Source organism: Microbacterium sp. DMC48 (genome assembly GCF_056313825.1).
In genome coordinates this window covers 397,650-423,555 of the sequence record NZ_JBQUZN010000004.1, presented here as the reverse complement: position 1 = coordinate 423,555, position 25,906 = coordinate 397,650, and the positions used below count along the sequence as shown (strand labels likewise).

Below are 25,906 nucleotides of genomic sequence, written 5' to 3'. Positions count from 1 at the left end.
TTCTGTGAGACTGAGTTTCATCGTACGCTGGACTGAATCTCAACCCTTGGAGGCAGTGTGGCCGAGCTCTCGGACGTCTACTTCGTCGATGGAATGCGCACCCCGTTCGGTCGCGCCGGCGAGAAGGGCATGTACTGGAACACCCGCGCGGATGACCTCGCGGTCAAGGCGACGATCGGACTCATGGCCCGGAACACCGCTGTTCCCGCCGCTCGCGTCGACGACGTCGCCATCGCCGCGACCAGCCAGACCGGAGAGCAGGGCCTGACGCTCGGGCGCTCGGTGGCCATCCTCGCCGGCCTGCCGCAGACCGTGCCCGGGTTCGCGATCGATCGGATGTGCGCCGGTGCCATGACGAGCGTCGCCATGATGGGAGCCTCGATCAGCGCCGGCATGTACGACGTCGCCCTCGCCGGCGGCGTCGAGCACATGGGCCACTACCCCATCGGCGGGAACGCCGACCCGAATCCCCGGTTCGTGGCGGAGAAGATGGTCGACCCGGGTGCGCTGAACATGGGCGTGACCGCCGAGCGCATCTTCGACCGGTTCCCGCAGCTGACCAAGGAGCGCTCCGACCGTTTCGGCATGCTCAGCCAGCACAAGGCGCAGGCCGCCTACGAGGCCGGCAAGTTTCAGCCCGATCTGGTTCCCGTCGCCGTGAAGGATGCCGAGGGAAGCTGGGGCCTGGCCACGGAGGACGAGGGCCGTCGCCCGCAGACGACGATGGAAGACCTTGCGGCGTTGAAGACGCCGTTCCGACCGCACGGGCGGGTGACGGCAGGAACGTCCTCGCCGCTGACCGACGGCGCCACGATGTCGCTGCTCGCGGGCGGCGGTGCCGTCAAGGAGCTCGGGCTCACCCCCAAGATGCGCATGGTCTCCTTCGCCTTCGCCGGCGTGCAACCCGAGATCATGGGCATCGGCCCGATCCCGTCGACGGAGAAGGCGCTGAAGAAGGCCGGGCTCACGATCGACGACATCGGTCTGTTCGAGTTGAACGAGGCCTTCGCCGTGCAGGTGCTGTCCCTGCTCGATCACTTCGGCATCGCCGACGACGACCCGCGGGTCAATCAGTGGGGTGGGGCGATCGCCCTCGGCCACCCGCTCGCCGCGTCGGGTGTGCGTCTGATGATCCAGCTCGCCGCGCAGTTCGCCGAGCGACCGGATGTCCGCTACGGACTCACCGCGATGTGCGTGGGGCTCGGGCAGGGCGGATCGGTCATCTGGGAGAACCCGCACTACAACGGCCGCAAGCGCTGAGAGGACGACGGACATGACGAACTACGACGAGATCGACTTCTCCCCCCTCACCGCGCTCGCCGACGGCGAGGTCGTCACCCATTCGCGGGTACGCGACATCACCCTGCCCTCGGGCAAGATCCTCGCGCTCATCACGCTCGACAACGGTCGCGACCACACGCGGCCCAACACGCTCGGTCCGGCCACACTGACCGAGCTCGGGGCGACGCTGGCGAGCCTCAAGGCCCGTGCGGGGGCCGGCGAGATCCAGGCCGTGGGCATCACGGGCAAGCAGTACATCCTCGCCGCCGGCGCGGACCTCTCCGACATCACACGGGTCGGCTCAAAGGACAACGCCCGTCTGGTCGCGCAGCTCGGGCACAAGGTGCTCGGGTCGCTCGGCGAGCTCGGAGTGCCCTCCTTCGCCTTCGTCAACGGTCTCGCCCTCGGCGGGGGGCTGGAGATCGCGCTGAACTCGACGTACCGCACGGTCGACGCCTCCGCAGCCGCGATCGCCCTGCCCGAGGTGTTCCTGGGGATCATCCCCGGCTGGGGCGGCGCGTACCTGCTGCCGAACCTCATCGGCATCGAGAATGCCCTCGAGGTCGTCATCAGCAACCCCCTGAAGCAGAACCGCATGCTGAAGCCGCAGCAGGCGTATGACTACGGCATCTTCGACGCGATCTTCCCTGCTGCCACCTACCTCGAGAGCTCGCTCGCCTGGGCCGACGGGGTCCTGACGGGGGCCGTCAAGGTCGAGCGGAAGAACGAGCCGGGCAAGATCGAGCGGCTCACCAAGTGGCCCATCGCGATCAAGGTCGCGCGCGGCATGCTCGAATCCAAGATCGGCACCGTCCCACGCTCCCCCTACGCCGCACTCGAGCTGCTCGACAAGGCGAAGGGCGGAACGAAGGCCGAGGGCTTCGCGCGCGAAGACGAGGCCCTGGCCGATCTCGTCACGGGCGACCAGTTCGCGGCATCCATGTACGCGTTCGATCTCGTGCAGAAGCGGGCCAAGCGGCCCGTCGGCGCTCCCGACAAGACCCTCGCGAAGAAGGTCACGAAGGTCGGCATCATCGGCGCGGGACTCATGGCGAGCCAGTTCGCGCTGCTGTTCGTGCGCAAGCTCCAGGTGCCGGTGCTCATCACCGACCTCGACCAGGCCCGCGTCGACAAGGGCGTCGCCTACATCCACGACGAGATCGGCAAGCTCGAGGCGAAGGGTCGCCTCGACGCCGACGCCGCGAACAAGCTCCGCGCGCTCGTGACGGGCACGACCGACAAGAGCCTGTACGCCGACTGCGACTTCGTCATCGAGGCGGTCTTCGAGGAGGTGGGCGTCAAGCAGGCCGTCTTCGGCGAGATCGAGAAGATCGTCGCCGAGGACGCCATCCTCGCCACCAACACGTCGTCGCTGTCGGTGGAGGAGATCGGATCAAAGCTCGAGCACCCCGAACGGCTCGTCGGCTTCCACTTCTTCAACCCGGTCGCCGTCATGCCCCTGATCGAGGTCGTCAAGACGCCGACCACGACGGATGCCGCGCTGTCGACGGCTTTCGTCGTGGCGAAGGGCCTCGGCAAGAACGCCGTGCTGACGGCGGATGCTCCGGGTTTCGTCGTCAATCGCCTCCTCGCCAAGGTCATGGGCGAGGCAGCGCGTGCCGTCTACGAGGGCACCCCCGTCGCGGATGTCGAGAAGGCGTTCGCGCCGCTCGGACTGCCGATGGGACCCTTCCAGCTCATCGATCTGGTCGGGTGGAAGGTCGCGGCGCACGTCCAGGACACGATGGTCCACGCGTTCCCCGACCGTTTCTACGCGAACGATAACTTCCACCAGCTCGCCGAGCTGCCGGAGGTCGTCGAGAAGGACAAGGGCGGGCGCGTCACCGGCTTCTCGAAGGCGGCGGAGAAGGCGCTGAAGGGGCATGTGGGCTCCGCCCCGGCATCCGCCGACACGATTCTTCGGCGCGTGCAGGACGGCTTGGCCACCGAGATCAAGCTGATGCTCGACGAGGGCGTCGTTCCCGAGGTCGAGGACATCGACCTGTGCCTGATCCTCGGCGCCGGCTGGCCGTTCATCGACGGCGGGGCTTCGCCGTACCTCGATCGCGAGGGTGCATCCGAGCGCGCGTTCGGCGACACCTTCCACCACCCGCCGATCCGCGGCATCGGCGCCTGACGCGCCGTCTCCCGCCCTTCGCCCGTCACCACGGATTCGGATGGTGGCAACGGAATCGGATGCCGCATTCGCGCGGCATCCGATTCCGTTTTCCGTCTCCGCTTCCGGTGTGCGCGAGCGCGCGATCAGCTCGACGGCTGTGCCGCCCGCACGCGCAGATCGCGTGCGAGGCCGTCGCGCTGCTCGATGACGAGGCGGCGCAGGGCTCCGGGTGCGTCGGGGTGGTCCCGCAGCCACGCGTCGGCGGCGTCGAGCGACGGGGATGCCGGAAAGAGGCCGACCACAAGGCGCCGGGAGATCTCGATCGACCGCGACCGCCACGCGGGCAGGATGCGCGCGAAGTACTCGTCGTCGAATCCGGCGATGAGGTCCCGCCGCCCACCGGCTCGCACGCCCGCGATCGTCGCGTCGAGGTGGTCGTTTGTCAGTGTCTCGTCCGACCACGCGTCGTGCCAGCCGCGGGCGCGGGTGTCGGCGTCGGGGCGGGCGGTTCGCGCCGTGCGTGCGGCGACACGACCGGACGCGGTGTCGTCGGCGCGGAGCTCGCGCTCGATGTCGGTGTCATCCGCGTGGGCCGTCGCGGCGAGGGCGACGAGCCACGCCCAGCGTAGATCGGGGTCCAGCCGCAGCCCCGCCGGGGCGGGCGCGGAGTCGGCGAGGATCGCGCCGAGGTCGGTCGCCCGGTCGTCGCAGACCGCCGCCGCCGCACCCACGGCGCGGGCCCAGATGAGCTGGGCGTCCGAACCGGGAACCGCGCGCTGTAGGGCGCTCCACGCCGTCTCCAGCCAGCCGGCCGCCAGCGCCGGCCGGTCGCGATCGGCGGCGAAGTGGGCGATCGTGAACGCGGCCCGCGTCGCGGCCTCGGTGAGCAGGGCTGCGTCGGTCTCCCGCGGCGCATGCCGCGCGACGATGTCGACGTAGTCCGTCGCGGGCAGGATGCCGTCGCGCACCGCGTTCCACAGCGACGCCCAGACGACCGCTCGCGCCAGCGTGTCGTCGATCGTGGACAGTCCGCGCGCGACGGCATCCGTCGACGCGGCATCCAACCGCACTTTCGCGTACGTGCGGTCGTCGTCGTTCGGGACCACCAGCACGACGTCCTCGAGCGGTGCGTCGGCGAGGAGGGTCCGTGCGCCGACGATGTCGGCGGAGGCCGAGCCACGGCGGACGAGACGGCCCTCGGCCTCCGCGTACAGTCCGACGTTCACACGGTCCGGGCGGACCTCCGAAACCGCCAGAGCGAGGCCTTCCGCGGTGCGCTCGGCACGCACGTCGGCGACCCCGGTCGTCTGCAGCCACGCGGCGCTCCAAGCCCGTAGGTCGCGTCCCGAAGCCTCTTCGAGAGCCTGCAGCAGATCGGGCAGCGTCGTGTTGCCGAAGGCGTGGCGGGCGAAGTAGCGCTGAGCACCCCGGAAGAAGGCGCCTTCGCCCACGAACCCGACGAGCTGTTTGAGCACCGAGGCGCCCTTCGCGTAGGTGATGCCGTCGAAGTTGAGCTTGGCCGCCTCCAGATCCGGGATGTCCGCGACGATCGGATGCGTCGTGGGCAGCTGGTCCTGCGTGTACGCCCATCCCTTGCGCCGGGTCGCGAAGCTGACCCAGGCGTCCGGAAACCCACCGACGGCCGCCGCGGCGTGCGTCCCCATGTAGTCCGCGAACGACTCCTTGAGCCACAGGTCGTCCCACCATCGCATCGTCGCGAGGTCGCCGAACCACATGTGCGCCATCTCATGGAGGATCGTGTTCGCGCGCGCCTCGCGCTGTGCGGCCGTGGCGGCGCCGCGGAACACATACGCCTCCGTAAAGGTCACGAGCCCGGGGTTCTCCATGGCGCCCAGGTTGTACTCGGGCACGAAGATCTGGTCATACGTGCCCCAGGGGTAGGGGTAGTCGAAGGCCTTCTCGAAGAACGACAGTCCGCGGCGGGTGATGTCGAGGATCTCATCCGCGTCGAGGTGTGCGGCCAAGGATGCGCGGCAGAGCACACCGAGGGGGATCTCGCCGTCGGCGCCGGCGTACGTGCCCTCGGCGCGATGGTAGGGACCTGCGGCGACCGCGGTGATGTAGCTGGACAGCGGCAACGTCTCCGCGAAGCGGACACTCACTCCCCCGTCGACCTCCTCCCGCGACGACTCGGCGCCGTTGGACAGCACCGCCCACCCGGTGGGCGCGGCGACGGCGAAGCTCCAGCGCGCTTTCATGTCGGGCTGTTCGAAACACGGATAGACTCGCCGGCAGTCCGCCGGCTCGTACTGCGTGTAGAGGTAGGTCGCACCGTCCACGGGATCGCGGAACCGGTGAAGCCCTTCTCCGGAGGTGCTGTAGCGGGCCGAGGCCTCGATGCGGACAACGTTCGCCGTCGCTGCGTCGGAGTGGAGTCCGGAGATCTGGACGCGGGCCCCGTCCCACACCACCGGCTGGGACCGTCCGTTCACCGTGACGGCGTCGACGGCCGCGCCGATGAAGTCGACCCAGGTCCTGTCGGTGCTCGCGGTGAACTCCAGCGTGGACCGTGTCGGAAAGGTCGTGGCGGCGGCATCCGGAGCCGAACGCAGGTCGAGATCGACCTCGACGGCGTGCAGGCGGATGGCGGCGGCGCGAGCCGCCGTCTCTTCGCGGGTGAGGTTGGCGGAGCTCATCCATCCATGCTGTCACGGTACGGACTGTGCTATTTTTCGAACATGTTCACTTCTGAGGAGCCGTCGTCCAAGAGCGAGCGGACGCGTGCGCGCCTTCGCGAGATCGCGCTGACGTCGTTCCGGGACCGAGGGTACGACGCGACGACCATGCGTCTGATCGCGCAGGAGGCGGGCGTGTCCGTCGGCAACGCGTACTACCACTTCGCCACCAAGAACGATCTGGTCCAGGAGCTCTATCTCGAGGTGCAGCGCGGCCATCACGCTGCGGCGGTTCCGGCTCTCGTCGATGCGGACGACCTCGTCGACCGCATCGCGATCGTGTACCGCACGGGGCTCGACCAGCTCACCGCGTACCACGAGCACGCCGCCGAGTTCCTCTCCGCCGCCGTCTCGCCGCGCTCGGAGATCAATCCTCTCGCCGAGGCGTCCGGCGAGGCCCGAGCCATCACGGAGGGCCTGTTCGCGGAGGCGGTGCACGGGGCGCGTTCGGGAACGGTCCCGAAGGACCTCGCTGAGGCGCTGCCCACGGTGCTCTTCCTCGCGCACCTGTTGCTGGCGCTCTTCTGGGTCTATGACCGCTCGGAAGGACAGCAGCGCACGCGCTGTCTGCTCGATCGGGGTCTCGCGTTGCTGCGGACGACGCTGCCGCTCGCGCGCCTGCCGATCGTGCGCGGGGTCGTGCGCGACCTGCTCGGGCTGATTGCGGCGGCGGGCCGGTGAGCGAGCCGAATCGGTCCCGCGTGTTCACGAGCGAGCAGCTCTGGCGTGGTGCGACGCACGCGTGGCTGGCGTTCATGGTGCTGCTCGCGGCGGCGACCGTCGCGTGGACGCTCGCCGCCGGCAGCGCGCCCTTCGATCCGTCGACCCTCACGATGGCGGCGTACGCGGCCGTCTGGGTCGCCTTCTTCGGCGGGCTCGTCTCGATGGTGGTGACGATCGTCGGACTTCCCGTTGCCGCCGCCGTCGGCTACGCGCTTCGTCGCGTGCGGCGCGGCTGGATCCACCTCGGTGTTTTCGCGGTTTTCGGTGCCGTCATCGGTGCGGCGGCGATCGCCGTCTTCGCCGCGCTGTCGAGCACGGTGACCCTCGATCCGGCATTCGTCACGCTGACGCTCGGCGTCTGCGCGGCCGCGACGGTCTACGGCCGGTGGCAGGGCGCGCGGACGCCGCAGCGGCGAGCACCCGTGATGGAGGAAGAGGACCTCCGGCTCGACGGCTGATTGCGATCAGCCGCGGCCGTCGCCGTGGTCTGCGTGTTCGGAGCTGTCTGCGCCGCCCTGGACGGTCCAGATGGCACCCGTCTCGGTGGAGGGCCGCGCGATGGGGATACGCGTGCCGAGCACCTGCGCGACGACGTCCTGCGCGATCTTCGCGGCCGACAGGCCGGCGTCTTCGAGGATCTGCTCGCGTGTCGCATGATCGATGAAGGCATCGGGAAGGCCGAGCTCGTCGACGGCCGTGTCGACGCCCGCTTCGCGCAGCACCTGGCGCACGCGCGTTCCGACGCCACCGACGCGGATGCCGTCCTCGATCGTGATCACCAGACGATGGGCGGCCGCGAGCTTCACGATGGAGGGTTGCACGGGAACGACCCAGCGCGGATCGACGACGGTCGCTCCGATGCCCTGGGCGCGCAGACGCTCGGCGACTTCGACCGCGAGCTGCGTCATCGGGCCGATGCCGACGAGCAGAACGTCCTCGGCCCCGTTCTGCCACAGCACGTCGACACCGTCCGAGAGGCGCTTGAGGGCCGGCTGTTCGACCGCGACGGCGCCCTTGGGAAAGCGGATCACCGTGGGGGCGTCGTCGACCGCGATCGCCTCGTCGAACTCCTCCCGCAAGCGGGCTTCGTCGCGGGGTGCGGCGATGCGGATGCCGGGGACCAGCTGCAGCATCGCGAGATCCCACACACCATGGTGGCTGGGGCCGTCGGGCCCGGTCACACCCGAGCGATCGAGAACGAACGTCACTCCCGCGCGATGCAGGGCCACATCCATGAGCACCTGGTCGAAGGCGCGGTTCATGAACGTCGCGTAGATCGCAACGACGGGATGCAGCCCGCCGAACGCGAGCCCCGCCGCGGAAGCCACCGCATGCTGCTCGGCGATGCCGACGTCGTAGACACGGTCGGGGAAGCGCTGCGCGAACGGCTGCAGGCCCGTCGGGCGCAGCATCGCCGCGGTGATCGCGATGACGTCGTCGCGACGCTCTCCGGCCGCGACGAGTGCATCGGCGAAGGCGTCGGTCCAGGCGACGGCATCCGAAGAGCCCAGCGGCTCGCCCGTCGCCGGGTCGATCTTGCCGACGGCGTGGAACTGATCGGCCTCGTCGTTGCGCGCGGGTTCGTAACCGCGGCCCTTCTCGGTGATGACGTGCACGATCACGGGGGCGCTGTAGTCCTTGGCCAGCTGCAACGTCTCCTGCAGCGCGACGAGGTCGTGTCCGTCGATCGGCCCGAGGTACTTGATGTCCAGGTTCGAGTACAGCGCCTCGTTGTTGGAGAAGCGCGAGAGGAATCCATGCGTGCCGCCGCGGACACCACGGTAGACGGCGCGCCCCATGGGTCCGAGGCGACGGAAGAAGGATGCCGAGCTCTTGCGCAGGCTCTCATAGCCCTCGGTGGTGCGCACCCGGTTCAGATAGCGAGCCATCCCCCCGATCGTCGGAGCGTAGGAGCGTCCGTTGTCGTTGACGACGATCACCAGATTGCGATCGTTGTCGTCGGAGATGTTGTTCAGTGCCTCCCAGGTCATCCCGCCCGTCAGCGCGCCGTCACCGACGACAGCGACGACGTGGTGATCCTTGCGGCCGGTGCGGGTCAACGCCCGCGAGATGCCGTCCGCCCAGCTCAGCGAACTCGACGCGTGCGAGGACTCGACGACGTCGTGGACGCTCTCCGCGCGTTGCGGGTAGCCGGCGAGTCCGTCGCGCGAGCGCAGCCCGCGGAAGTCCTGGCGGCCGGTGAGCAGCTTGTGCACATACGACTGATGGCCGGTGTCGAAGACGAAGGGGTCGTCGGGAGAGTTGAAGACCCGGTGCAGCGCGATGGTGAGCTCCACGACGCCGAGGTTCGGTCCGAGATGACCGCCCGTGCGCGCCACATTCTCGACGAGGAAGTCACGGATCTCCTGCGCGAGCTGCTCGAGCTGCTCGGTGGACAGGGAGTCCAGGTCGCGCGGACCGGTGATCGAAGCGAGCAGACTCATCCTCCGAGTCTACGTCGCCCAAACGCCGAGGCCCCGGCATCGGCGTCCCCTTGCAGGGACCGATGCCGGGGCGTTATAACCGGCGCTCAGACCAGCGAACGCAGCACGTACTGGAGGATGCCGCCGTTGCGGTAGTAATCCGCCTCACCGGGGGTGTCGATGCGCACCTTGGCGTCGAAGACGATCGTCTCCTTGCCTTCCGGCGAGAACTCGCTGGGGGCCGCCGTGACCTTCACGGTCTTCGGGGTGACGCCCTCGTTGAGCTGCTCGAGGCCCTCGATAGAGACGATCTCGGTGCCGTCCAGGCCCAGCGACTTCCAGCTCTGGCCCTCGGGGAACTGCAGCGGCACGACGCCCATGCCGATGAGGTTGGAGCGGTGGATGCGCTCGAAGCTCTCGGTGATGACCGCCTTGACGCCCAGCAGCGACGTGCCCTTCGCGGCCCAGTCGCGCGACGAGCCCGAGCCGTACTCCTTGCCACCGAAGACGACCAGCGGGGTGCCTTCGGCGCGGTAGTTCTCGCACGCGTCGAAGATGTACGACTGCGGGCCGCCCTCCTGCGTGAAGTCACGGGTGAAGCCACCCTCGACGATCTGACCGTCGTTGACCGCGGCGACCAGCTCGTTCTTGAGGCGGATGTTGGCGAACGTGCCGCGGATCATGACCTCGTGGTTGCCACGACGCGAGCCGTAGGAGTTGAAGTCCTTCTGCGCGACACCGTGCTCGGTGAGGTACTGCGCGGCGGGCGTGCCGGCCTTGATGTTCCCCGCGGGCGAGATGTGGTCGGTGGTGACCGAGTCGCCGAGGGTCGCCATCACCCGAGCGCCGTGGATGTCCGTGACCGGGGTCAGGTCCATGGACATGCCCTCGAAGTACGGCGCCTTGCGCACGTACGTCGAATCGGCGTCCCACTCGAAGATCGGGCCCTCGGGCGTGGGCAGGCTCGTCCAGCGCTCGTCGCCGTCGAACACGGTGGCGTACTGCTTGATGAACTGGTCACGCGAGATCGACGAGTCGATGACCTCCTGCACCTCGTCCGGCGAGGGCCAGATGTCCTTGAGGAACACGTCGTTGCCCTCCGAGTCCTTCCCGAGCGGGTCGGTCTCGAAGTCGAAGTGCATGGAGCCGGCGAGGGCGTAGGCGACGACGAGGGGCGGCGAGGCGAGGTAGTTCATCTTCACGTCGGGGCTGATGCGGCCCTCGAAGTTGCGGTTGCCCGACAGCACGGCCGTGACGGCCAGGTCGTTCTCGTTGATCGCCGCCGAGACCTCCTCGATGAGAGGTCCGGAGTTGCCGATGCAGATGGTGCAGCCGTAGCCGACCGTGTAGAAGCCGAGGCCTTCGAGGTCCTTGTCGAGCCCCGACTTCTCGTAGTAATCGGTGACGACCTTGGAACCGGGGCCGAGCGTCGTCTTCACCCACGGCTTCTGCTTGAGGCCCTTGTTGCGCGCCTTGCGGGCGAGAAGGCCGGCGGCGATCATCACCGACGGGTTCGACGTGTTGGTGCACGACGTGATCGCGGCAAGCGTCACGGCACCGTTGTCGAGGAGGTACGAGTCTCCGGCGGGCGAGGTGACGGGCACGGGATTGGATGCCGCGTCGGGGGCGCCGCTGGAGATGTGCACCTCACGCGTCTGCGGCTCCTCGTCGCCGGGCGCCGCGCCCGGGTCGGATGCCGGGAACGAGTGCTTGGACTCGAGGTCGACGATGGAGTTCGAGACGCTGGGCGTCGTGTAGTTGACGATGTCCTTCTCGAACTGCGACTTGGCCTCGCTGAGCAGGATGCGATCCTGCGGGCGCTTGGGGCCGGCGATGGAGGGGACGACCGTGGACAGGTCGAGCTCCATGTACTCGCTGAACACGGGCTCGCTGTCGGCGTCGTGCCAGAGCTTCTGCTCCTTCGCGTATGCCTCGACGAGAGCCACGGTCTGCTCGTCGCGACCGGTGAGGCGCAGGTAGTCGAGCGTGACGTCGTCGATCGGGAAGATCGCGGCCGTCGAGCCGAACTCCGGGCTCATGTTGCCGATGGTGGCGCGGTTGGCCAGCGGCACCGAAGCGACGCCCGCGCCGTAGAACTCGACGAACTTGCCGACCACGCCGTGTTTGCGCAGCATGTCGGTGATGGTGAGGACCACGTCGGTGGCGGTGACGCCCGCCGGGATCTCCCCGGTCAGCTTGAAGCCGACGACACGCGGGATGAGCATCGACACGGGCTGGCCGAGCATCGCGGCCTCGGCCTCGATGCCGCCGACGCCCCAGCCGAGCACGCCCAGGCCGTTGACCATGGTGGTGTGCGAGTCGGTGCCGACGCAGGTGTCGGGGTAGGCGCGCAGTACGCCGTCGCGGCCGGTGCGGTCGTAGATGACCTTCGCGAGGTGCTCGATGTTCACCTGGTGGACGATGCCGGTTCCCGGCGGGACGACCTTGAAGTCGTCGAACGCGGTCTGGCCCCAGCGCAGGAACTGGTAACGCTCGCCGTTACGCTCGTACTCGATCTCGACATTGCGCTCCAGCGCGTTGTCGGTGCCGAAAAGGTCGGCGATGACGGAGTGGTCGATGACCATCTCGGCCGGCGACAGCGGGTTGATCTTCGCCGGGTCGCCACCGAGGGCCGTGACGGCCTCGCGCATGGTGGCGAGATCGACGATGCAGGGCACGCCGGTGAAGTCCTGCATCACGACGCGCGCCGGGGTGAACTGGATCTCGGTATCGGGCTCCGCATCGGCATCCCAGTTGCCGAGGGCCTCGATCTGCGACTTCGTGACGTTGGCGCCGTCCTCGGTGCGAAGGAGGTTCTCGAGCAGCACCTTCAGGCTGAACGGGAGCTTCTCGTACCCGGCGACGGTGTCGATCCGGTAGATCTCGTAGTCGGTGCCACCGACCGTGAGGGTGCTCTTGGCTCCGAAGCTGTCAACAGTGGACACGTCTGCTCTCCTTCGTTGGGAGTTCCTGAGGCCGCGGGCTCAGTCGGTCGGCGGGGTCAGGGTCGGGCATGGACGGCCGTCGCCTGATTCTCCATCATCCCCGCCGCCGCGGCGGCGGGCTAGTGAGGTTGTCCTTACCCGTGGATGGCGCCTCTGGCGCATTACGGGCGAAGGAATTTATCTTGATGTCAAGATAAATCTATCACGCCTCGGATGCCGCGCTGGCGTCGTGGTGGCGCGGATAGACCGCCCGCACGGCCAGCCAGGTGACGGCGACGAGCGGGGCGAACAACGGCAGTCCCATCACGAGCTTCAGGGTGCCGAGCGTGGTGACATCGCCGGCGAAGTAGAAGGGAAGCTGCACCGCGAGGCGCAGGTAGAACAGTGCGGCCCAGGCGATCGCCAGCCAGAAGAACACCCGGCGCTTGCGCGGATCGCTGCGCCAGCGTGTGCTCTCGTTCATGAGGAAGCCGACGGCCAGTCCGATCAAGGACCACCCGACGAGAGCCGAGATCAGAAACGCCGTCCCGTAGGCCGCGTTGGTGATGAGGCCCGGGACGAAGTTGTCCTGTCCTCGGCCGGTCCACAGTGCGAGGGCGGCGGCGGCACCGGTGGCGATGAGTCCCCCCAGTGCCGCACTGGCGGGCGAGCGCTGAACGAGGCGGACGATCGTGAAGACGGCCGCAGCGCCCACCGAGAGCGCGAGCGAGAGTGTGAGATCGGCCGTGGTCGTGAACAGGATGACGAACGCCAGGCCGGGAAGCACGCTCTCCAGCACTCCCCGCCAGCCGCCCATGGCGGCCCAGACGACGTGTCCCGTGTGAGCCTGCCGCGACGGATCGAGACCGGCGCGTCGCGCGGCGTTGCCGAGCGCGCTTCCGAGGAGGTCCGATGCGGACGGCGGAGGTGGCGTGAGCGGAGCGGATGCCGCGTCCTCGGGCTCCTGCGCGGGCGAGCTCATGCGGTGCCGGGGGCGGCGGGCATCTTCAGCGGAATGAGGTCGCGCGGCGGCATGGGGCTGCCGCCTCGCACCACCACGATCGAGCGGAAGAGATCCTCGACGCGGGCGGCGGCCTCGACGTCGGTCGTGGCCGCTCCCCCGATCACACCGCGCAGGAACCAGCGGGGCCCGTCGACACCGATGAACCGCGCGAGGCGCTTTCCGGCGACCGCATCAGGCCCGCTCACGACGGGGACCTCGGCGAGCAGTTCGGCGCCGAGCGGGCCGTGGCGCTCCTCCACGCGCCCGCCCTGCTGGCGGATCTGCTGACGGATCTGGTCACGGGTCTCGTCCCACAATCCGCTCGAGCGGGGCGCGGCGAACGGCTGCACCTGCAGGGTCGAATCGGCGTAGTCGAGGCCGACCGCGACGATGCGCTTGGTCTGCTCCTCGACTTCGAGGCGAAGGTTCAGCCCCTCACGCGGGAGCACCTTGATGCCACCCAGATCGATGTACGGACGAACGGGGTTCGCCTCTGCCTCGTCGAAGGGGCCGGTCGATGCGCGGTCGCCCGCGCCGGTGGGCTGCAGTTCATCGCTCATGCGGTGACTCCTGTCTGGTAGCCCGTCGAGCCGAACCCGCCCTCTCCGCGCGCGGTGTCGGGCAGGTCGTCGACGGGGAGGAAGCGGACGCGGGGAACGGGCAACACGATCAGCTGAGCGATGCGGTCGCCGGCGGTGATGTCGTACGCCTCATGGGCATCCGTGTTGAGGAGAGCGACCTTGATCTCACCGCGGTAGCCGGCGTCGATCGTCCCGGGTGCGTTCACGATCGTGATGCCGTGCTTGGCGGCCAGACCGCTGCGCGGCACGACGAAGGCCGCGTATCCATCGGGCAGGGCGATCCGCACCCCCGTGCCCACCAGCGCGCGAGCGCCGGGTTCCAGTCGCAGGCTCTCCGACGAGACCAGATCGGCGCCGGCGTCGCCGGGATGTGCGTAGACGGGAACCTGCGGCGCGATAATGGGAACGTCCACGGATTCGATCACTCCACGAGGGTAATGCACATCGCCGCTCCAGCCGCTCCCGTTTCCGACGTCCGCTACCGCGAACGGCTCAGCCCGTCGCTGTGGACGCTGCTCAGCTCGGCGGTGATCGCTCCGATGGTCGCACTGGTGTTCGTCCCGCTGGACGCGACCATCGCTCTCGCCGCGGGCATCGCCGTGGCAGCGGTGCTGATCGGCCTGCTCGTCTTCGCGTCTCCGGTCGTGGAGGTGCGAGCCGGGGAACTCCGGGTCGGTCGTGCGCATATCCCGGTGGATCAGCTCGGCCCCGCCGAGCCGCTGTGGGCAGATGACGCCCGTGCTGCGCGCGGTCCACAGCTGTCCGCGACCGCGTGGCACATGTTCCGCGGCGGGATCGACCCCGTGGTCCGCGTTTCCGTCATCGATCCCGGAGACCCCGTCACCGAGTGGGTGTTCTCGACGCGCACGCCTGATCGCGTCGTCGCCGCGATCAGGCGCGCCCAGTCGCGCTGAGGTCAGCGCCGGTGCGGGGCCGATCCCGCCGGGCGGACGGTCTTCAGGCGCACTCGATGCAGACGGCGCCGGCGGTGGTCTCGTGGTCGATCTGCGTGCGATGCTTCACGAGGAAGCACTCGATGCAGGTGAACTCGTCTTCCTGCGGGGGCAGCACGACGACGTCCAGCTCCAGGTCGGAGAGGTCGGCGCCGGGCAGCTCGAAGCCCGAGGGGTTGTCGGCATCCTCGACGTCGACGGCCCCGGACATCTTGTCGGGAACGCGCTCCTTCAGAGCCTCGATCGACTCGCTGTCGTCGTCGGTCTTACGGGGGGCGTCGTAATCGGTCGCCATGCTCTCAACTTCCAGGTGTGTTGCCAAAGTGCCGACTCGCGGCCGGGGGGACCGACGTGGGGCGGCGATAGTTTGCACGACGGGTTCGGATTTCGCAAATGATCGTCGTGCGCGTGCCCGCTTCCGGCGGGTGCGTCGCATGGAACTCGCGGCGCGCCCGCGATATTCCCGAGTGCGACGAACTGCTGTGACAGCATGGGCCCGGCAATCGAATCGTGCCCGAACAGGGAACGGGAGGGTGTTTCGCATGGAACAGCTCAAGGTGATCGGAACCGAGGAAGGCGTCCTCGTTCTCGCCACGGAGTCCGGCGAACGGTACGCGCTGCCGATCGACGAGACGCTGCGCAGCCAGCTGCGTCGCTCACAGCGCGACAGCGAGCCGCGTGCGGCGCGCCCGAGCCCCCGCGACATCCAGGCTCACATCCGTTCCGGGCTGTCGGCTCAGGAGGTCGCGGAGCTTCTGGGCGCTCGCCTGGAAGACGTGCAGCGCTTCGAACGTCCCGTCCTCGCCGAGCGTGAGCACATCGTGGGGCAGGCTCTGGCCGTCCCGGTGCTCATCGCGGGAGAACTCGATGCCGCGGCGCAGCCGACCTTCGGGGTCGCGGTGCGTGCGAAGCTCGCCGAGGCGGGGGCGAGCGGCGAACGCTGGACGAGCTGGAAGGACGAGGACGGCTGGGTCGTCAAGCTGGAGTTCACCGCGAACGACGTCGACCACGATGCACGCTGGAGCTTCGACCCGCGCCGGAGCAGTCTCGCTCCGCTCAACGCCGATGCGACCCAGCTCTCGCGTCAGGGCTCGCTGCCCGAAGGACTGATCCCCCGCCTGCGCGCGCTCGATACCTCTCCGCTGAAGGACGCCTCGCGCTTCGACTCGGGGGCGTTCGGCCCGCGCCGTCTGGACGCCGACGCCGGCGTGCCCGACGCTGACATCGCGCGACCGGACGTGCGGGTGCCGGTCGCTCCCGCGGTCCAGGATGCCGCGATCAAGCGCGCCCCCGATCACGCGGTGACGTCCGCCGAGACAGCGGATCTGCTCGAGGCGCTGCGCCGCCGTCGCGGCCAGCGCGAGCCCATGCCCGAGGAGGAGCCCGCGACCGAGCGTCCGCACTCCCCCGTGGCTCTGTTCGACGCGCTCGAGCCCGGCTATGACGAAGCGGGGACGGATGCCGAAGACACGGCATCCGCGATCGAAGACACCGTCATCAGCGACTCGTCGCGCCGCAAGGGGCGCACCTCCATGCCGTCGTGGGACGAGATCGTCTTCGGAGCGCGCACCGAAGACGGGTGAGTCGACGGGGCGTCGCGGGGCCGGATGATCAGCCGTTCGCGAAGGCACCGAGTCTGATCAGAGGAACGATGCGTTCCTGATCCGTCCAGGATCCGTGCTGGCCGATCATGCGCTGCGGCTTCTTGTCGGCGACGCGGTCGTCGTAATAGGCCACCGCCGTCCGGGCCGCGACGAGCACATCGCCGATGCGATCGCGGACATCGGGGTGCACGTGGAGGCCGAACAAGCCAGCGTCGATCGCCTCCCCGCGTGTCATCACCCACGAGCGCGACTGCTCGGCTTCACGCCAGCGCGCGGCGACGGCCGCGGCGCTGCCGTCCGCCGTGTAGAGCTGCAGCATTCGAGGCTCGCCGGCCACCAGGGCCACATCATGCAACAGCGGGTCCCCGTCGCGCAGCAGCACGTGCCGATGCGCCGGCACGTCGACCATTCCATGATCCGCCGTGACGAGCGCGCCGACGCCCGGCGAGAGCATCGCTTCGAACCGACGAAGGTCCGCGTCGAGTTCCTCCAGCCCCCGCAGCCATCGCTCGGATTCCCAGCCGTGCGCGTGACCGAGGGTGTCGAGTTCCGGTATGTAGACGTAAACGAGCGCGCCCGGGTTCGCCGACGCGCGTGCGGCGGCGGCGGTGAGGCGCTCGGCCGGGGTCGCGGCGCCGACGAACTCGGCCCCGCGCTGGATCGCCCGCGTGAAGCCGCTGTCGCGATACAGGCCCTTGCTCACCACGAACGTGGGCCGACCGGCGTTCGCCTCCCGTTCCAGCAGCGGCTGCGCGCGCTGCCAGGTCATCGGGTCGAGCCCGTCGGTCTCCCACCCCTTGAGCTGGTTGGGGGCGACATCGGTTCCCGGGATGCGGGCGCGGTATCCGACGATGCCGTGGGTGCCGGCGTCGGTCGCGGTGAGAAGCCCGGTGAGGGCGGTGGCCGTCGTCGAGGGGAACGTGCTGCGCGCGGCATCCTTCTTCGTCATCGCCGCCGTCAGGAAACGTGCGTGTCCGGCACGAGCGGTGAGATTGCCGCGCCCGAGTCCGTCGACCAGGACCAGGATCGCCGACCGGGCCGAGACGAACCAGTCACCGGCGTCGGACAGTGACGCAAGCAATTGCGGCACGATGGCGGTGAGGCTCCGGGCTGTGGGCGGGTCCGCGGGTAGGCTGAACGACATCGGGGCCAGTCTCGCATATGGCGCGCGGCCCCACTTCCCGGCCCACCCGAGCACCGAGGGAACCGCAGATCCATGGCAGCTTCGCGCACCGCGTCCATCCCCGAAGATCACGGCCGCATCGAGGACGTCGACGTCTCCGCCGAGATGCAGGATTCGTTCCTGGAGTACGCGTATTCGGTCATCTACTCGCGTGCTCTTCCCGACGCTCGCGACGGCCTCAAGCCCGTGCAGCGGCGCATTCTGTTCCAGATGGCGGACATGGGTCTTCGGCCCGACCGAGGGCACGTCAAGAGTGCGCGCGTCGTCGGCGAAGTGATGGGAAAGCTGCACCCGCACGGCGACTCGGCGATCTACGACGCGCTCGTGCGCCTCGCTCAGCCGTTCGCGCTGCGGGTGCCGCTGGTCGACGGTCACGGCAACTTCGGTTCGCTCGACGACGGACCCGCGGCGGCGCGGTACACGGAAGCGCGCCTGGCTCCGGCCGCGCTCGCTCTCACGGAGAACCTCGACGAGGACGTCGTGGACTTCGTGCCCAACTACGACGGTCAGTTCCAGCAGCCAGCCGTCCTCCCCGCCGCCTTCCCCAACCTGCTCGTCAACGGTGCCTCCGGCATCGCGGTGGGCATGGCCACCAACATGGCTCCGCACAACCTCAACGAGGTCGTCGCCGCCGCGATCCATCTGCTCGAGAACCCCGACGCCACCACCGCCGAGCTCATGGAGTTCGTCCCCGGCCCGGATCTCCCCGGCGGCGGCATCATCGTCGGGCTCGACGGCATCACCGAGGCCTACGAGAGCGGACGCGGTACCTTCCGCACGCGCGCGAAGGCATCCATCGAGTCGCTCGGCCCGCGTCGCACGGGCATCGTCGTCACCGAGCTGCCGTACATGGTGGGTGCCGAGCGCGTCATCGAGAAGATCAAGGATGCCGTCAACGCGAAGAAGCTCACGGGCATCGCGGACGTCAACGATCTCACCGACCGCAATCACGGTCTGCGCCTCGTCATCGGCATCAAAACGGGGTTCGACCCCGCAGCCGTGCTCGAGCAGCTCTACCGGCTCACTCCGCTCGAGGACTCCTTCGGCATCAACAACGTCGCCCTCGTCGACGGGCAGCCGCAGACGCTCGGCCTCAAGCCCCTCCTCCGGGTGTACCTCGACCACCGTATCCAGGTCGTCACGCGTCGCAGCCGCTACCGTCTCGCCCGCAAGCAGGAACGTCTCCACCTCGTCGAGGGTCTTCTGATCGCGATCCTCGACATCGACGAGGTCATCCAGGTCATCCGCGCCTCTGACGACACCGAGCAGGCCCGCGGGAAGTTGATGAGCGTCTTCGACCTCTCCGAGGTGCAAGCCGAATACATCCTGGAGTTGCGTCTGCGGCGTCTCACCCGCTTTTCCCGCATCGAGCTGGAGTCCGAACAGGACACCCTCAAGAAGGACATCGCCGACCTCGAGGCGCTGCTGGCCAGCGATGTGCTCCTCCGTCAGCAGGTCGCCCGAGAGCTGGATGCCGCTGCGGAGACGTTCGGCACACCCCGCCGCACGCTTCTGCTCAACGGCGGACCCGTGGCGGCCCGCTCTCGCAGCGCCGCGGCGGCCGACCTGCAGATCGCCGACTCCCCGTGCCGGGTGCTGCTGTCCGCGACCGGGAGGATGGTGCGTGCCGAACTCGGTGATTCCGGCGAGATCGTCGCTCCGACACGGCGTGCGAAGCACGACGGCATCCTCTCCGCTGTCGACACGACCACGAGGGGCGAGCTCGGCGCGGTCACCACGCGCGGCCGCCTGGTGCGCTTCACCCCTGTCGATCTGCCGTCGGTGCCGGCGAATGCGGTGCAGCTCGGGGCAGGCACACGCGCCGACCAGTACCTCGGCCTGGCATCGGGCGAGCACGTCGTGGCCGTCGTGCCCCTCGGCGACATCGTCATCGCCCTCGGGACCGCCCAGGGTGTCGTCAAGCGTGTCGCAACCTCGGAGCTTGCGCCCGGCAAGCACGAGGCCGAGATCATCGCGCTGAAGGACGGAGACCTCGTCGTCGGCGCCGCCGTCGCCCCCGACGGCGCCGAGCTCGTCTTCGTGGCCTCCGACGCCCAGCTGCTGCGCTTCGACGCGGCGAGCGTGCGCCCGCAGGGGCGCGCGGCGGGCGGCATGGCCGGCATCCGTTTGAGCGCGGGAGCCTCCGTCGTGGCCTTCGACGTGGTGACCGAACCGGCGGACGCGGTGGTCGTCACCATCGCCGGGTCCTCCCAGGCGATCGCCGGGACAGACGCGGGAAGCGCGAAGGTGTCGATGTTCGATGAGTTCCCGCCGAAGGGTCGCGCGACCGGCGGCGTGCGCGCTCAGCGCTTTCTGAAGGGCGAGGACGTCCTCACTCTCGCCTGGATCGGTGCGCATCCGCGGGCATTGGCGGCGGACGGCGCCGTGCGTACTCTGCCGGAGCCGGGGGCGAAGCGGGATGCCTCCGGACAGCCACTGGATGCGGTCGTCGCGGCCGTCGGCACGGCGATCGCCTGACGGTCGTCAGCCCAGAGAGACGAGACCGTACTGGGTTGCGCGGATCAGCACTTGGATGCGATCGCGCACGCCCCACTTCGCCGTGATGCGGCCGAGGTGTGACTTGACCGTCGCTTCGGACACGAACATCGCCGCGGCGATCTCCGCGTTGGACATTCCCTGCGCGAGAAGCGTGACCACTTCCAGCTCGCGTTCGGTGAGTTCTTCGTCGCGGCCGAGCTGGCGCGGTGCGGGCGGTTCGTTCTGCTGCACCGAGCTGACGAGCTCCTTCGCGACGCGCGGCGAAAGAACGTACCCGCCCTCGTGAGCGAGGCGCGCCGCGTCGAGGATGCGGTCGGGCGACGTGTCTTTCACCAGGAAGCCCGCAGCGCCGGCGCTGAGCATGGGGACGATCACCCGTTCCGAGGAGAACGTGGTCAGTGCGACGATCTTGATACCGGGAAACTCACGCGTGAGGCGTTGAGTGGCCTCGATGCCGTCCATCTTGGGCATCTGCACGTCCATGAGCACGACATCGGGGTGAGCGCTGCGCACCAGCGCGATCGCGTCGATGCCGTTGTCGGCTTCGCCGACGAGATCGAACCCGTCCGAGGAGTCCAGGAAGACGCGCAGTGCGGCGCGCACCAGCGACTCGTCGTCGACGATGATCACGCGAATCGGTTCGGTCACAGCACCATCTTACGAAGCGCCCGTACTCGTTCTTTTCCGCGCGATGTCGACGAAAGTCGCTATCGATGTAGCCATCCGTCGGTCGTGCGAGATGACCTCTGTTTGAAGAATCGATTCGAGAGATTGCAGGAGGTGAAACACATGTGGTACTGGATCGGACAGCAGCTGGGTCTCTGGAAGTAAGTGGCGGCGCGTTCGCGAGATAATCGCGATGTGACCTCCGTCCGTCAGAACCTGCTCCGTTATGTGCGGACGCCCTTTTGGGCATACGAGCCACTACGCCCGTTGGCGCGTCGGCTTGTCATTATTCTCGTCGCTGCGGCGGTTGTGATCGACTCGCTTTTCCGGGCGAGTACGGGAATCGCCAACAGCGTGGTTTCAGCAATCGTGACGACGACCATCACGTTGGCTGTCGCTATCTTCGCGTGGCGGCCGCCGGTCGCGACAGTCGTCCTCTCCGTGGCTGCTCTCATCGCCGGCATCACCGGAGTCTCCGACAGCCTCCTTGCGGGGGCAGCAGTCGTGGGGCTGGTTGCGTTCACCTGCAGCGCGATGCTCACCGCCGTGTACGTCGTGACATTGGCGGCATGGCTCGCCGCCGTTCTTGCTCGGCCCGAGACCGGGTTCCAACCCCTCGGCGCCTTTGTCATAGCCCTCCTCAGCCTCGTCAGTCTCTCGATCGGGCTGGCGATCCGGCGACAGTTCGAGAGGGCTCAATCTTTGGCATTACAACTCGAGGTGAGCGAGCGCGAGGTCGCCGAGCAGCTCAAACACGAACGGGACCTCATCGCTGACGAGCTGCACGACATCGTCGCCCACGAGATCACCATCGTCGCCCTGCACGCCGCGGTCCTGGACCGCACCGAAGACGTGCAGACGCGGTCGCAGTCGCAGACGGCGATCCGCGAAGCCGCGGTGCAAGCGCTCACCGACATTCGTCGCGTGCTCGGGATGGTGCGCGGCGAAGAGAATCTCTCCCCCGAGCGCGTCTCGTCGCCCGACGGGATCACCGGCACGATCGCCGCGGTCACGAAAGAACTCGGACAGGCGGGTATCGCGGTCACCGCGGACGTGCCCGCCGACCTCCGACTGCCGAGTGCATCCCTTGTTGCGCTGACCCGTGTCATCCGCGAAAGCGCGACGAACGTGCTCAAGCACGCCACCGGCGCCCACACGGTCTCCATCGTTCTCCGCGTCGAGCGCGGTTGGGTGCACCTCACCTTCGCCGACGACTCACCGCCGGCGCGCACCGCCGGACTCCCGGCGTCGGGCTACGGCATCATGCGTCTTCGAGAGCGCTTCCGACTGTTCGGCGGCACCTTCGAATCGGAACGGAAATCCCAGGGGTGGGTCGTGAGCGCGTCACTGCCCCTTTCAGGCTGATCAGGAAAAAACTTACGCATACGCGTCGAAGTAGACGAAAGTCGCAGTCGGTTCCACCGATGGTTCACGTTGGCGCCGCCTATGCGCGCCTAACCTTTTGCTAGCCGAAGAACTGATCCCCAGTCGGTTCTTCACAGGGCACGGCGCGAGACGTCCGTGATTTCGGGGACGAAGAGACCGTTCGGGGCTCGACGTCATCCGGATGTCCCCCGTAGCCGCGGCGATGGCCCGAGACCGAATCCCCCCAGATCGGTCTCGGGCCCCGCGTCGTTGAGGGTCCGGACGAGCTCAGGCGTCGATGGCCTCACGGTCGAGTCGGTCACTGGAGGTGACGATGAAGTCGCGACGTGGTGCCACGTCGCTGCCCATCAGCAGTTCGAACACGCCCGAGACCGCCTCGGCATCCTGTACTCGCACGCGTCGCAGCAGCCGTCCGGAACGGTCCATCGTCGTCTCGGCCAGCTGGTCCGCGTCCATCTCGCCGAGCCCCTTGTAGCGCTGGACGGGTTCCTGCCAGCGCCGTCCCGACTTCTGCACCTTCGCGAGCAGCGTGTGCAGCTCCTGCTCCGAGTAGGTGTAGATCGTCTCGTTCGGCTTCGAACCGGGATTGACCACGATGACCCGGTGCAGCGGCGGGACGGCGGCGTACACGCGACCTGCCTCGATCAGCGGACGCATGTAGCGGAAGAACAGCGTCAGCAGAAGCGTGCGGATGTGCGCGCCATCCACGTCCGCGTCGCTCATCAGGATGATCTTGCCGTAACGCGCCGCTTCGAGATCGAAGCTTCGGCCAGAGCCCGCGCCGATCGTCTGAATGATCGCCGCGCATTCCGCGTTCGAGAGCATGTCGCTGATCGACGCCTTCTGGACATTGAGGATCTTGCCACGAATGGGCAACAGCGCCTGGTACTCACTGTTACGCGCGAGCTTCGCCGTTCCCAGAGCGGAGTCACCCTCGACGATGAACAGTTCCGACTGCTCCACGTCGGAGGTGCGACAATCGGCGAGCTTCGCCGGCAACGATGACGACTCGAGGGCGTTCTTGCGACGCTGTGTCTCCTTGTGCGTGCGAGCCGAGATCCGCGCCTTCATCTCGGACACGACCTTGTCGAGCAGCAGCGCGGTCTGCGCCTTGTCGTCGCGCTTGCTCGAGGAGAATCGCTCGGCGAGTTCCTTGGCCACCACGTTCGCGACGATGGAGCGGACCGCGGGCGTGCCGAGGATCTCCTTCGTCTGGCCCTCGAACTGCGGTTCGGGCAGGCGAACGGTGAGCACGGCCGTCAGGCCGGCGGTGATGTCGTCCTTCTCGAGCTTCTCCCCCGCGCCGACCTTGAGGCGTCGGGCGTTCTGCTCGACCTGACTGCGGACGACCTTCATCAGGCCCTGCTCGAAGCCCGCCTGATGCGTTCCGCCCTTGGGTGTCGAGATGATGTTCACGAACGAGCGCGTGACCGTCTCGTAGCCCGTCCCCCAGCGCAACGCGATGTCGACCTCGCATTCGCGCTCGACGTCGGTCGGTACCATCGCTCCGCCCGCCTGCAGCACGGGCACGGTCTCCGTGAACGTCCCCGACCCGGTCAGTCGCCAGGTGTCGGTGATCGCCGCATCGGGCGCGAGGAAGTCCGCGAACTCGGAGATGCCGCCGTCGTAGCGATGGGACGTTTCGACGATCTCCTCTCCGCGCTGATCGATGATCGCGATCTCCAGACCCGGGATGAGGAACGCCGTCTGACGCGCCCGCTGCTCCAGCTCCTCGGCGTGGAATGTCGCATCCTTGGTGAAGATCTGACGGTCGGCCCAGTAGCGGATGCGCGTTCCGGTGACGCCCTTGGCAGCCTTGCCGACGACCCGCAACTGCGAGGCCTTCTCGAACGGGGTGAACGGCGACTCGGGCCCGGGCCCCGCGAACTGGCCGGGCTCTCCACGACGGAACGACATCGCATAGGTCTTGCCGTCGCGATCGACTTCGACATCCAGGCGCTCGGACAAGGCATTGACGACGGAGGCGCCGACGCCGTGCAAGCCACCCGACGCCGCGTACGAGCCGCCGCCGAACTTCCCGCCGGCGTGCAGCTTCGTGAAGACGACCTCCACGCCGCTCAGCCCGGTTCGCGGCTCGACGTCGACCGGGATGCCGCGCGCACGGTCGCGGACCTCGACGCTGCCATCGGAGTGCAGGACGATGTCGATTCGCGAGCCGTAGCCCGCGAGGGCTTCGTCGACCGAGTTGTCGATGATCTCCCAGACGCAATGCATGAGCCCGCGCGAGTCCGTCGAGCCGATGTACATGCCGGGACGCTTGCGGACAGCCTCCAGGCCCTCGAGCACCTGGAGGTGGTGGGCGGAATACTCGGCGGTCACAATTCTCAAGCGTATCCAGCCCCGCGGACACCTCGGCTGCGACACACAGAGGCCCCGACTACCGCGGACGATGAGCGCGGGGGCGGGGTACGCGCACAGCGAAATGTAACCGGATCGCGGCATTGCTGACCCCACGGCGTGGTTGTATGTCATGACATCGCACCGCATCTCATGTACCGAGGAGGAACCGAAATGAGCATGTCGACCACCGCTGAGCCTGACGTCCTCGAGTACCGACTGACCGCGACGGACCGTTGCGACTCGTGTGGCGCCCAGGCCTACATCGCGGCCGAGGTCAACGGCAGCGAACTGCTGTTCTGCGCGCACCACGGACGCAAGTACGAAGAGAAGCTGCGCGCTGTCGCGACCTCCTGGCACGACGAGACGGCTCGTCTCGCCGACGCGCGCTGAGGCCTCCCACGTAGACTGGCGGAGTTCCCCTTCTCCACCTGTCCCGGAAGGACTCTGTCATGACGCGTCGAGGCCTTCCTCTCTTGCACCGATTCGAGGTGCTGTTCGAGCGTGCGCGCGGTTTCGATCTCGCGTCGGTGCGTGAGAGGGCCCGTTTCACCGCTCGCGTACACGACAAGAGCTATCCGCTCGTGTTCGCCGACATGCTCTGGTCGGCCGCGCGACATCGCGTGGGATTCAACGACTACATGGAGTTCGACTTCGCCATCTTGACGCGCGCCGAACGGGCGACCTGGGTCACCAGTCCCCTCGCGCTGGAGCTCTCGAACCGCTACGACGATCCCGCCCAGGTGCATCGCTTCCACAACAAAGTCGACTTCAACCGCGACTTCGACCGTTTCCTGGGACGTCAGTGGCTGGAGCTTGTCGACGGCAACGCCGACGAGCTGGAGGCCTTCGCCCAGCGGCATCCCGTGTTCATCGCCAAAGTCCCGGTGAGCAAGTCCGGGCTCGGGGTTCGTCGTTACGATGCGAGCGCCGTCAGTGATTGGCCCGCGTTCCACGCCGAGCTGCTGGCGAAGGGTGAGGTGCTCATCGAAGAGCGCATCGTGCAGCACCCGGACCTGGAAGCCATCGCTCCCGGAACGGCGAACACGACCCGGGTCACGACATTCGTCAAGGACGACGGCACGGTCGAGATCATCAACATGGCGCAGAAGTTCGGTCGCGGTCAGGTCAGCGACCAGGCGTCGTTCGGCGGCTTCTACACCGCGCTCCACGAGGACGGGCGAGCGATGGGCATGGGCTACTCGACCGCGGGCGAACTCTTCGAGACCCACCCCGACACCGGCTTCCGCATCGCCGACTACCGGCTTCCGATGATGGAAGAGGTGCGTGCACTCATCACCGACGTCGCACTCGTGATCCCCGAGGTGCGCTACGTCGGCTGGGACGTCGTCGTCACCCCCACCGGACCGGTCCTGGTCGAGGGCAACTGGGGCGCGGGTGTCTTCGAGAACAAGCCTTCCGCGACGGGGATCCGCCACGGTCACCTTCCTCGCTACCGCGCCGCGATGGGCTTCTGATCGCCGACGCGAAACGCCGGCGCTCTCAC

Annotated in this window: 20 protein-coding genes; 10 read left to right on the top strand and 10 right to left on the bottom strand. The window is 68.2% G+C overall.

Going from position 1 to position 25,906, the window contains the following annotated elements; all coding sequences use genetic code 11:
* Window positions 1–57 precede the first annotated feature (57 nt).
* Together ACT53O_RS07265 and ACT53O_RS07260 are read left to right on the top strand one after the other, a co-directional pair.
* Entirely contained in the window at window positions 58–1,260 is a 1,203-nt protein-coding gene (locus ACT53O_RS07265; RefSeq protein ID WP_061683123.1) for a thiolase family protein, read from the top strand.
* Between the two features lie 13 nt (window positions 1,261–1,273).
* Window positions 1,274–3,418 carry a 3-hydroxyacyl-CoA dehydrogenase NAD-binding domain-containing protein gene (locus tag ACT53O_RS07260; protein ID WP_476151655.1) on the top strand — a complete coding sequence of 715 codons (2,145 nt, stop codon included), beginning with the start codon at window positions 1,274–1,276 and terminating at the stop codon, window positions 3,416–3,418.
* A gap of 125 nt (window positions 3,419–3,543) precedes the next feature.
* Here ACT53O_RS07260 and pepN read toward each other — a convergent pair whose 3' ends face one another.
* The gene (gene pepN, locus ACT53O_RS07255) at window positions 3,544–6,057 is read right to left on the bottom strand and encodes an aminopeptidase N (RefSeq protein ID WP_476151654.1); all 2,514 of its coding nucleotides are present in this window, start codon (window positions 6,055–6,057) and stop codon (window positions 3,544–3,546) included.
* A 42-nt stretch (window positions 6,058–6,099) separates the two neighbouring features.
* Between pepN and ACT53O_RS07250 the strand changes: the two genes are divergently transcribed.
* Together ACT53O_RS07250 and ACT53O_RS07245 are read left to right on the top strand one after the other, a co-directional pair.
* Complete coding sequence (locus tag ACT53O_RS07250; protein WP_476151653.1) at window positions 6,100–6,777, top strand: TetR/AcrR family transcriptional regulator; 678 nt, start codon at window positions 6,100–6,102, stop codon at window positions 6,775–6,777.
* Window positions 6,774–7,277, top strand: coding sequence for a hypothetical protein (locus tag ACT53O_RS07245; protein ID WP_476151652.1), 504 nt, complete (start codon window positions 6,774–6,776; stop codon window positions 7,275–7,277). The genes ACT53O_RS07250 and ACT53O_RS07245 overlap by 4 nt, the downstream gene beginning before the upstream one ends.
* Window positions 7,278–7,283: 6 nt before the next feature.
* Here ACT53O_RS07245 and dxs read toward each other — a convergent pair whose 3' ends face one another.
* The 5 genes from dxs to dut all read right to left on the bottom strand — a co-directional run bounded on the left by dxs (window position 7,284) and on the right by dut (window position 14,175).
* Window positions 7,284–9,263, bottom strand: a complete 1,980-nt coding sequence (gene dxs / locus ACT53O_RS07240) for a 1-deoxy-D-xylulose-5-phosphate synthase (RefSeq protein ID WP_433721074.1) — start codon at window positions 9,261–9,263, stop codon at window positions 7,284–7,286.
* Window positions 9,264–9,349: 86 nt separating this feature from the next.
* Entirely contained in the window at window positions 9,350–12,187 is a 2,838-nt protein-coding gene (locus tag ACT53O_RS07235) for an aconitate hydratase (protein WP_135949832.1), read from the bottom strand.
* 202 nt (window positions 12,188–12,389) lie between these two features.
* Complete coding sequence (locus ACT53O_RS07230; RefSeq protein ID WP_135949831.1) at window positions 12,390–13,148, bottom strand: DUF3159 domain-containing protein; 759 nt, start codon at window positions 13,146–13,148, stop codon at window positions 12,390–12,392.
* Window positions 13,145–13,729, bottom strand: coding sequence for a DUF3710 domain-containing protein (locus tag ACT53O_RS07225; RefSeq protein WP_112931510.1), 585 nt, complete (start codon window positions 13,727–13,729; stop codon window positions 13,145–13,147). Before ACT53O_RS07225 ends, ACT53O_RS07230 begins: the two co-directional genes overlap by 4 nt.
* Entirely contained in the window at window positions 13,726–14,175 is a 450-nt protein-coding gene (gene dut / locus ACT53O_RS07220; RefSeq protein WP_208657019.1) for a dUTP diphosphatase, read from the bottom strand. The genes ACT53O_RS07225 and dut overlap by 4 nt, the downstream gene beginning before the upstream one ends.
* Before the next feature lie 12 nt (window positions 14,176–14,187).
* On the opposite strand from dut, the gene ACT53O_RS07215 reads away from it, so the two are divergent.
* On the top strand, window positions 14,188–14,664 hold the full coding sequence (locus ACT53O_RS07215) for a DUF3093 domain-containing protein (protein ID WP_135949830.1): 477 nt from the start codon (window positions 14,188–14,190) through the stop codon (window positions 14,662–14,664).
* Window positions 14,665–14,707: 43 nt separating this feature from the next.
* Here the strand turns inward: ACT53O_RS07215 and ACT53O_RS07210 are convergent, their stop codons facing one another.
* Entirely contained in the window at window positions 14,708–14,998 is a 291-nt protein-coding gene (locus ACT53O_RS07210; RefSeq protein ID WP_036317658.1) for a DUF4193 domain-containing protein, read from the bottom strand.
* A 247-nt stretch (window positions 14,999–15,245) separates the two neighbouring features.
* On the opposite strand from ACT53O_RS07210, the gene sepH reads away from it, so the two are divergent.
* Complete coding sequence (sepH, locus tag ACT53O_RS07205) at window positions 15,246–16,286, top strand: septation protein SepH (RefSeq protein WP_295778327.1); 1,041 nt, start codon at window positions 15,246–15,248, stop codon at window positions 16,284–16,286.
* 28 nt (window positions 16,287–16,314) lie between these two features.
* Here the strand turns inward: sepH and ACT53O_RS07200 are convergent, their stop codons facing one another.
* A complete protein-coding gene (locus ACT53O_RS07200; protein ID WP_476151651.1) occupies window positions 16,315–17,451 on the bottom strand; it encodes an alkaline phosphatase family protein in 1,137 nt (378 codons plus the stop codon).
* Between the two features lie 72 nt (window positions 17,452–17,523).
* On the opposite strand from ACT53O_RS07200, the gene ACT53O_RS07195 reads away from it, so the two are divergent.
* Complete coding sequence (locus ACT53O_RS07195; RefSeq protein WP_135949828.1) at window positions 17,524–19,968, top strand: DNA gyrase/topoisomerase IV subunit A; 2,445 nt, start codon at window positions 17,524–17,526, stop codon at window positions 19,966–19,968.
* Between the two features lie 6 nt (window positions 19,969–19,974).
* Here ACT53O_RS07195 and ACT53O_RS07190 read toward each other — a convergent pair whose 3' ends face one another.
* On the bottom strand, window positions 19,975–20,637 hold the full coding sequence (locus ACT53O_RS07190) for a response regulator (protein ID WP_135949827.1): 663 nt from the start codon (window positions 20,635–20,637) through the stop codon (window positions 19,975–19,977).
* Window positions 20,638–21,096: 459 nt separating this feature from the next.
* Here ACT53O_RS07190 and ACT53O_RS07185 point away from each other — a divergent pair, with 459 nt between their 5' ends.
* Window positions 21,097–22,020 (top strand): sensor histidine kinase, encoded by a 924-nt coding sequence (locus ACT53O_RS07185; RefSeq protein ID WP_294943646.1) that lies wholly within the window; start codon window positions 21,097–21,099, stop codon window positions 22,018–22,020.
* A gap of 288 nt (window positions 22,021–22,308) precedes the next feature.
* Here the strand turns inward: ACT53O_RS07185 and ACT53O_RS07180 are convergent, their stop codons facing one another.
* Window positions 22,309–24,381, bottom strand: coding sequence for a DNA gyrase/topoisomerase IV subunit B (locus ACT53O_RS07180; RefSeq protein WP_039415945.1), 2,073 nt, complete (start codon window positions 24,379–24,381; stop codon window positions 22,309–22,311).
* Between the two features lie 192 nt (window positions 24,382–24,573).
* Here ACT53O_RS07180 and ACT53O_RS07175 point away from each other — a divergent pair, with 192 nt between their 5' ends.
* Together ACT53O_RS07175 and ACT53O_RS07170 are read left to right on the top strand one after the other, a co-directional pair.
* Window positions 24,574–24,792, top strand: coding sequence for a DUF7455 domain-containing protein (locus ACT53O_RS07175; protein WP_036317645.1), 219 nt, complete (start codon window positions 24,574–24,576; stop codon window positions 24,790–24,792).
* A 59-nt stretch (window positions 24,793–24,851) separates the two neighbouring features.
* Entirely contained in the window at window positions 24,852–25,877 is a 1,026-nt protein-coding gene (locus tag ACT53O_RS07170) for a sugar-transfer associated ATP-grasp domain-containing protein (RefSeq protein ID WP_039415944.1), read from the top strand.
* Window positions 25,878–25,906: the final 29 nt, after the last annotated feature.

Bases quoted from the DNA above. Each gene is read 5' to 3' on its own strand.
- ACT53O_RS07260 (WP_476151655.1), top strand. From the start codon at position 1,274: ATGACGAACTACGACGAGATCGACTTCTCCCCCCTCACCGCGCTCGCC.
- pepN (WP_476151654.1), bottom strand. From the start codon at position 6,057: ATGAGCTCCGCCAACCTCACCCGCGAAGAGACGGCGGCTCGCGCCGCC.
- ACT53O_RS07250 (WP_476151653.1), top strand. From the start codon at position 6,100: ATGTTCACTTCTGAGGAGCCGTCGTCCAAGAGCGAGCGGACGCGTGCG.
- dxs (WP_433721074.1), bottom strand. From the start codon at position 9,263: ATGAGTCTGCTCGCTTCGATCACCGGTCCGCGCGACCTGGACTCCCTG.
- ACT53O_RS07230 (WP_135949831.1), bottom strand. From the start codon at position 13,148: ATGAGCTCGCCCGCGCAGGAGCCCGAGGACGCGGCATCCGCTCCGCTC.
- ACT53O_RS07225 (WP_112931510.1), bottom strand. From the start codon at position 13,729: ATGAGCGATGAACTGCAGCCCACCGGCGCGGGCGACCGCGCATCGACC.
- ACT53O_RS07215 (WP_135949830.1), top strand. From the start codon at position 14,188: ATGCACATCGCCGCTCCAGCCGCTCCCGTTTCCGACGTCCGCTACCGC.
- ACT53O_RS07210 (WP_036317658.1), bottom strand. From the start codon at position 14,998: ATGGCGACCGATTACGACGCCCCCCGTAAGACCGACGACGACAGCGAG.
- sepH (WP_295778327.1), top strand. From the start codon at position 15,246: ATGGAACAGCTCAAGGTGATCGGAACCGAGGAAGGCGTCCTCGTTCTC.
- ACT53O_RS07200 (WP_476151651.1), bottom strand. From the start codon at position 17,451: ATGTCGTTCAGCCTACCCGCGGACCCGCCCACAGCCCGGAGCCTCACC.
- ACT53O_RS07195 (WP_135949828.1), top strand. From the start codon at position 17,524: ATGGCAGCTTCGCGCACCGCGTCCATCCCCGAAGATCACGGCCGCATC.
- ACT53O_RS07175 (WP_036317645.1), top strand. From the start codon at position 24,574: ATGAGCATGTCGACCACCGCTGAGCCTGACGTCCTCGAGTACCGACTG.
- ACT53O_RS07170 (WP_039415944.1), top strand. From the start codon at position 24,852: ATGACGCGTCGAGGCCTTCCTCTCTTGCACCGATTCGAGGTGCTGTTC.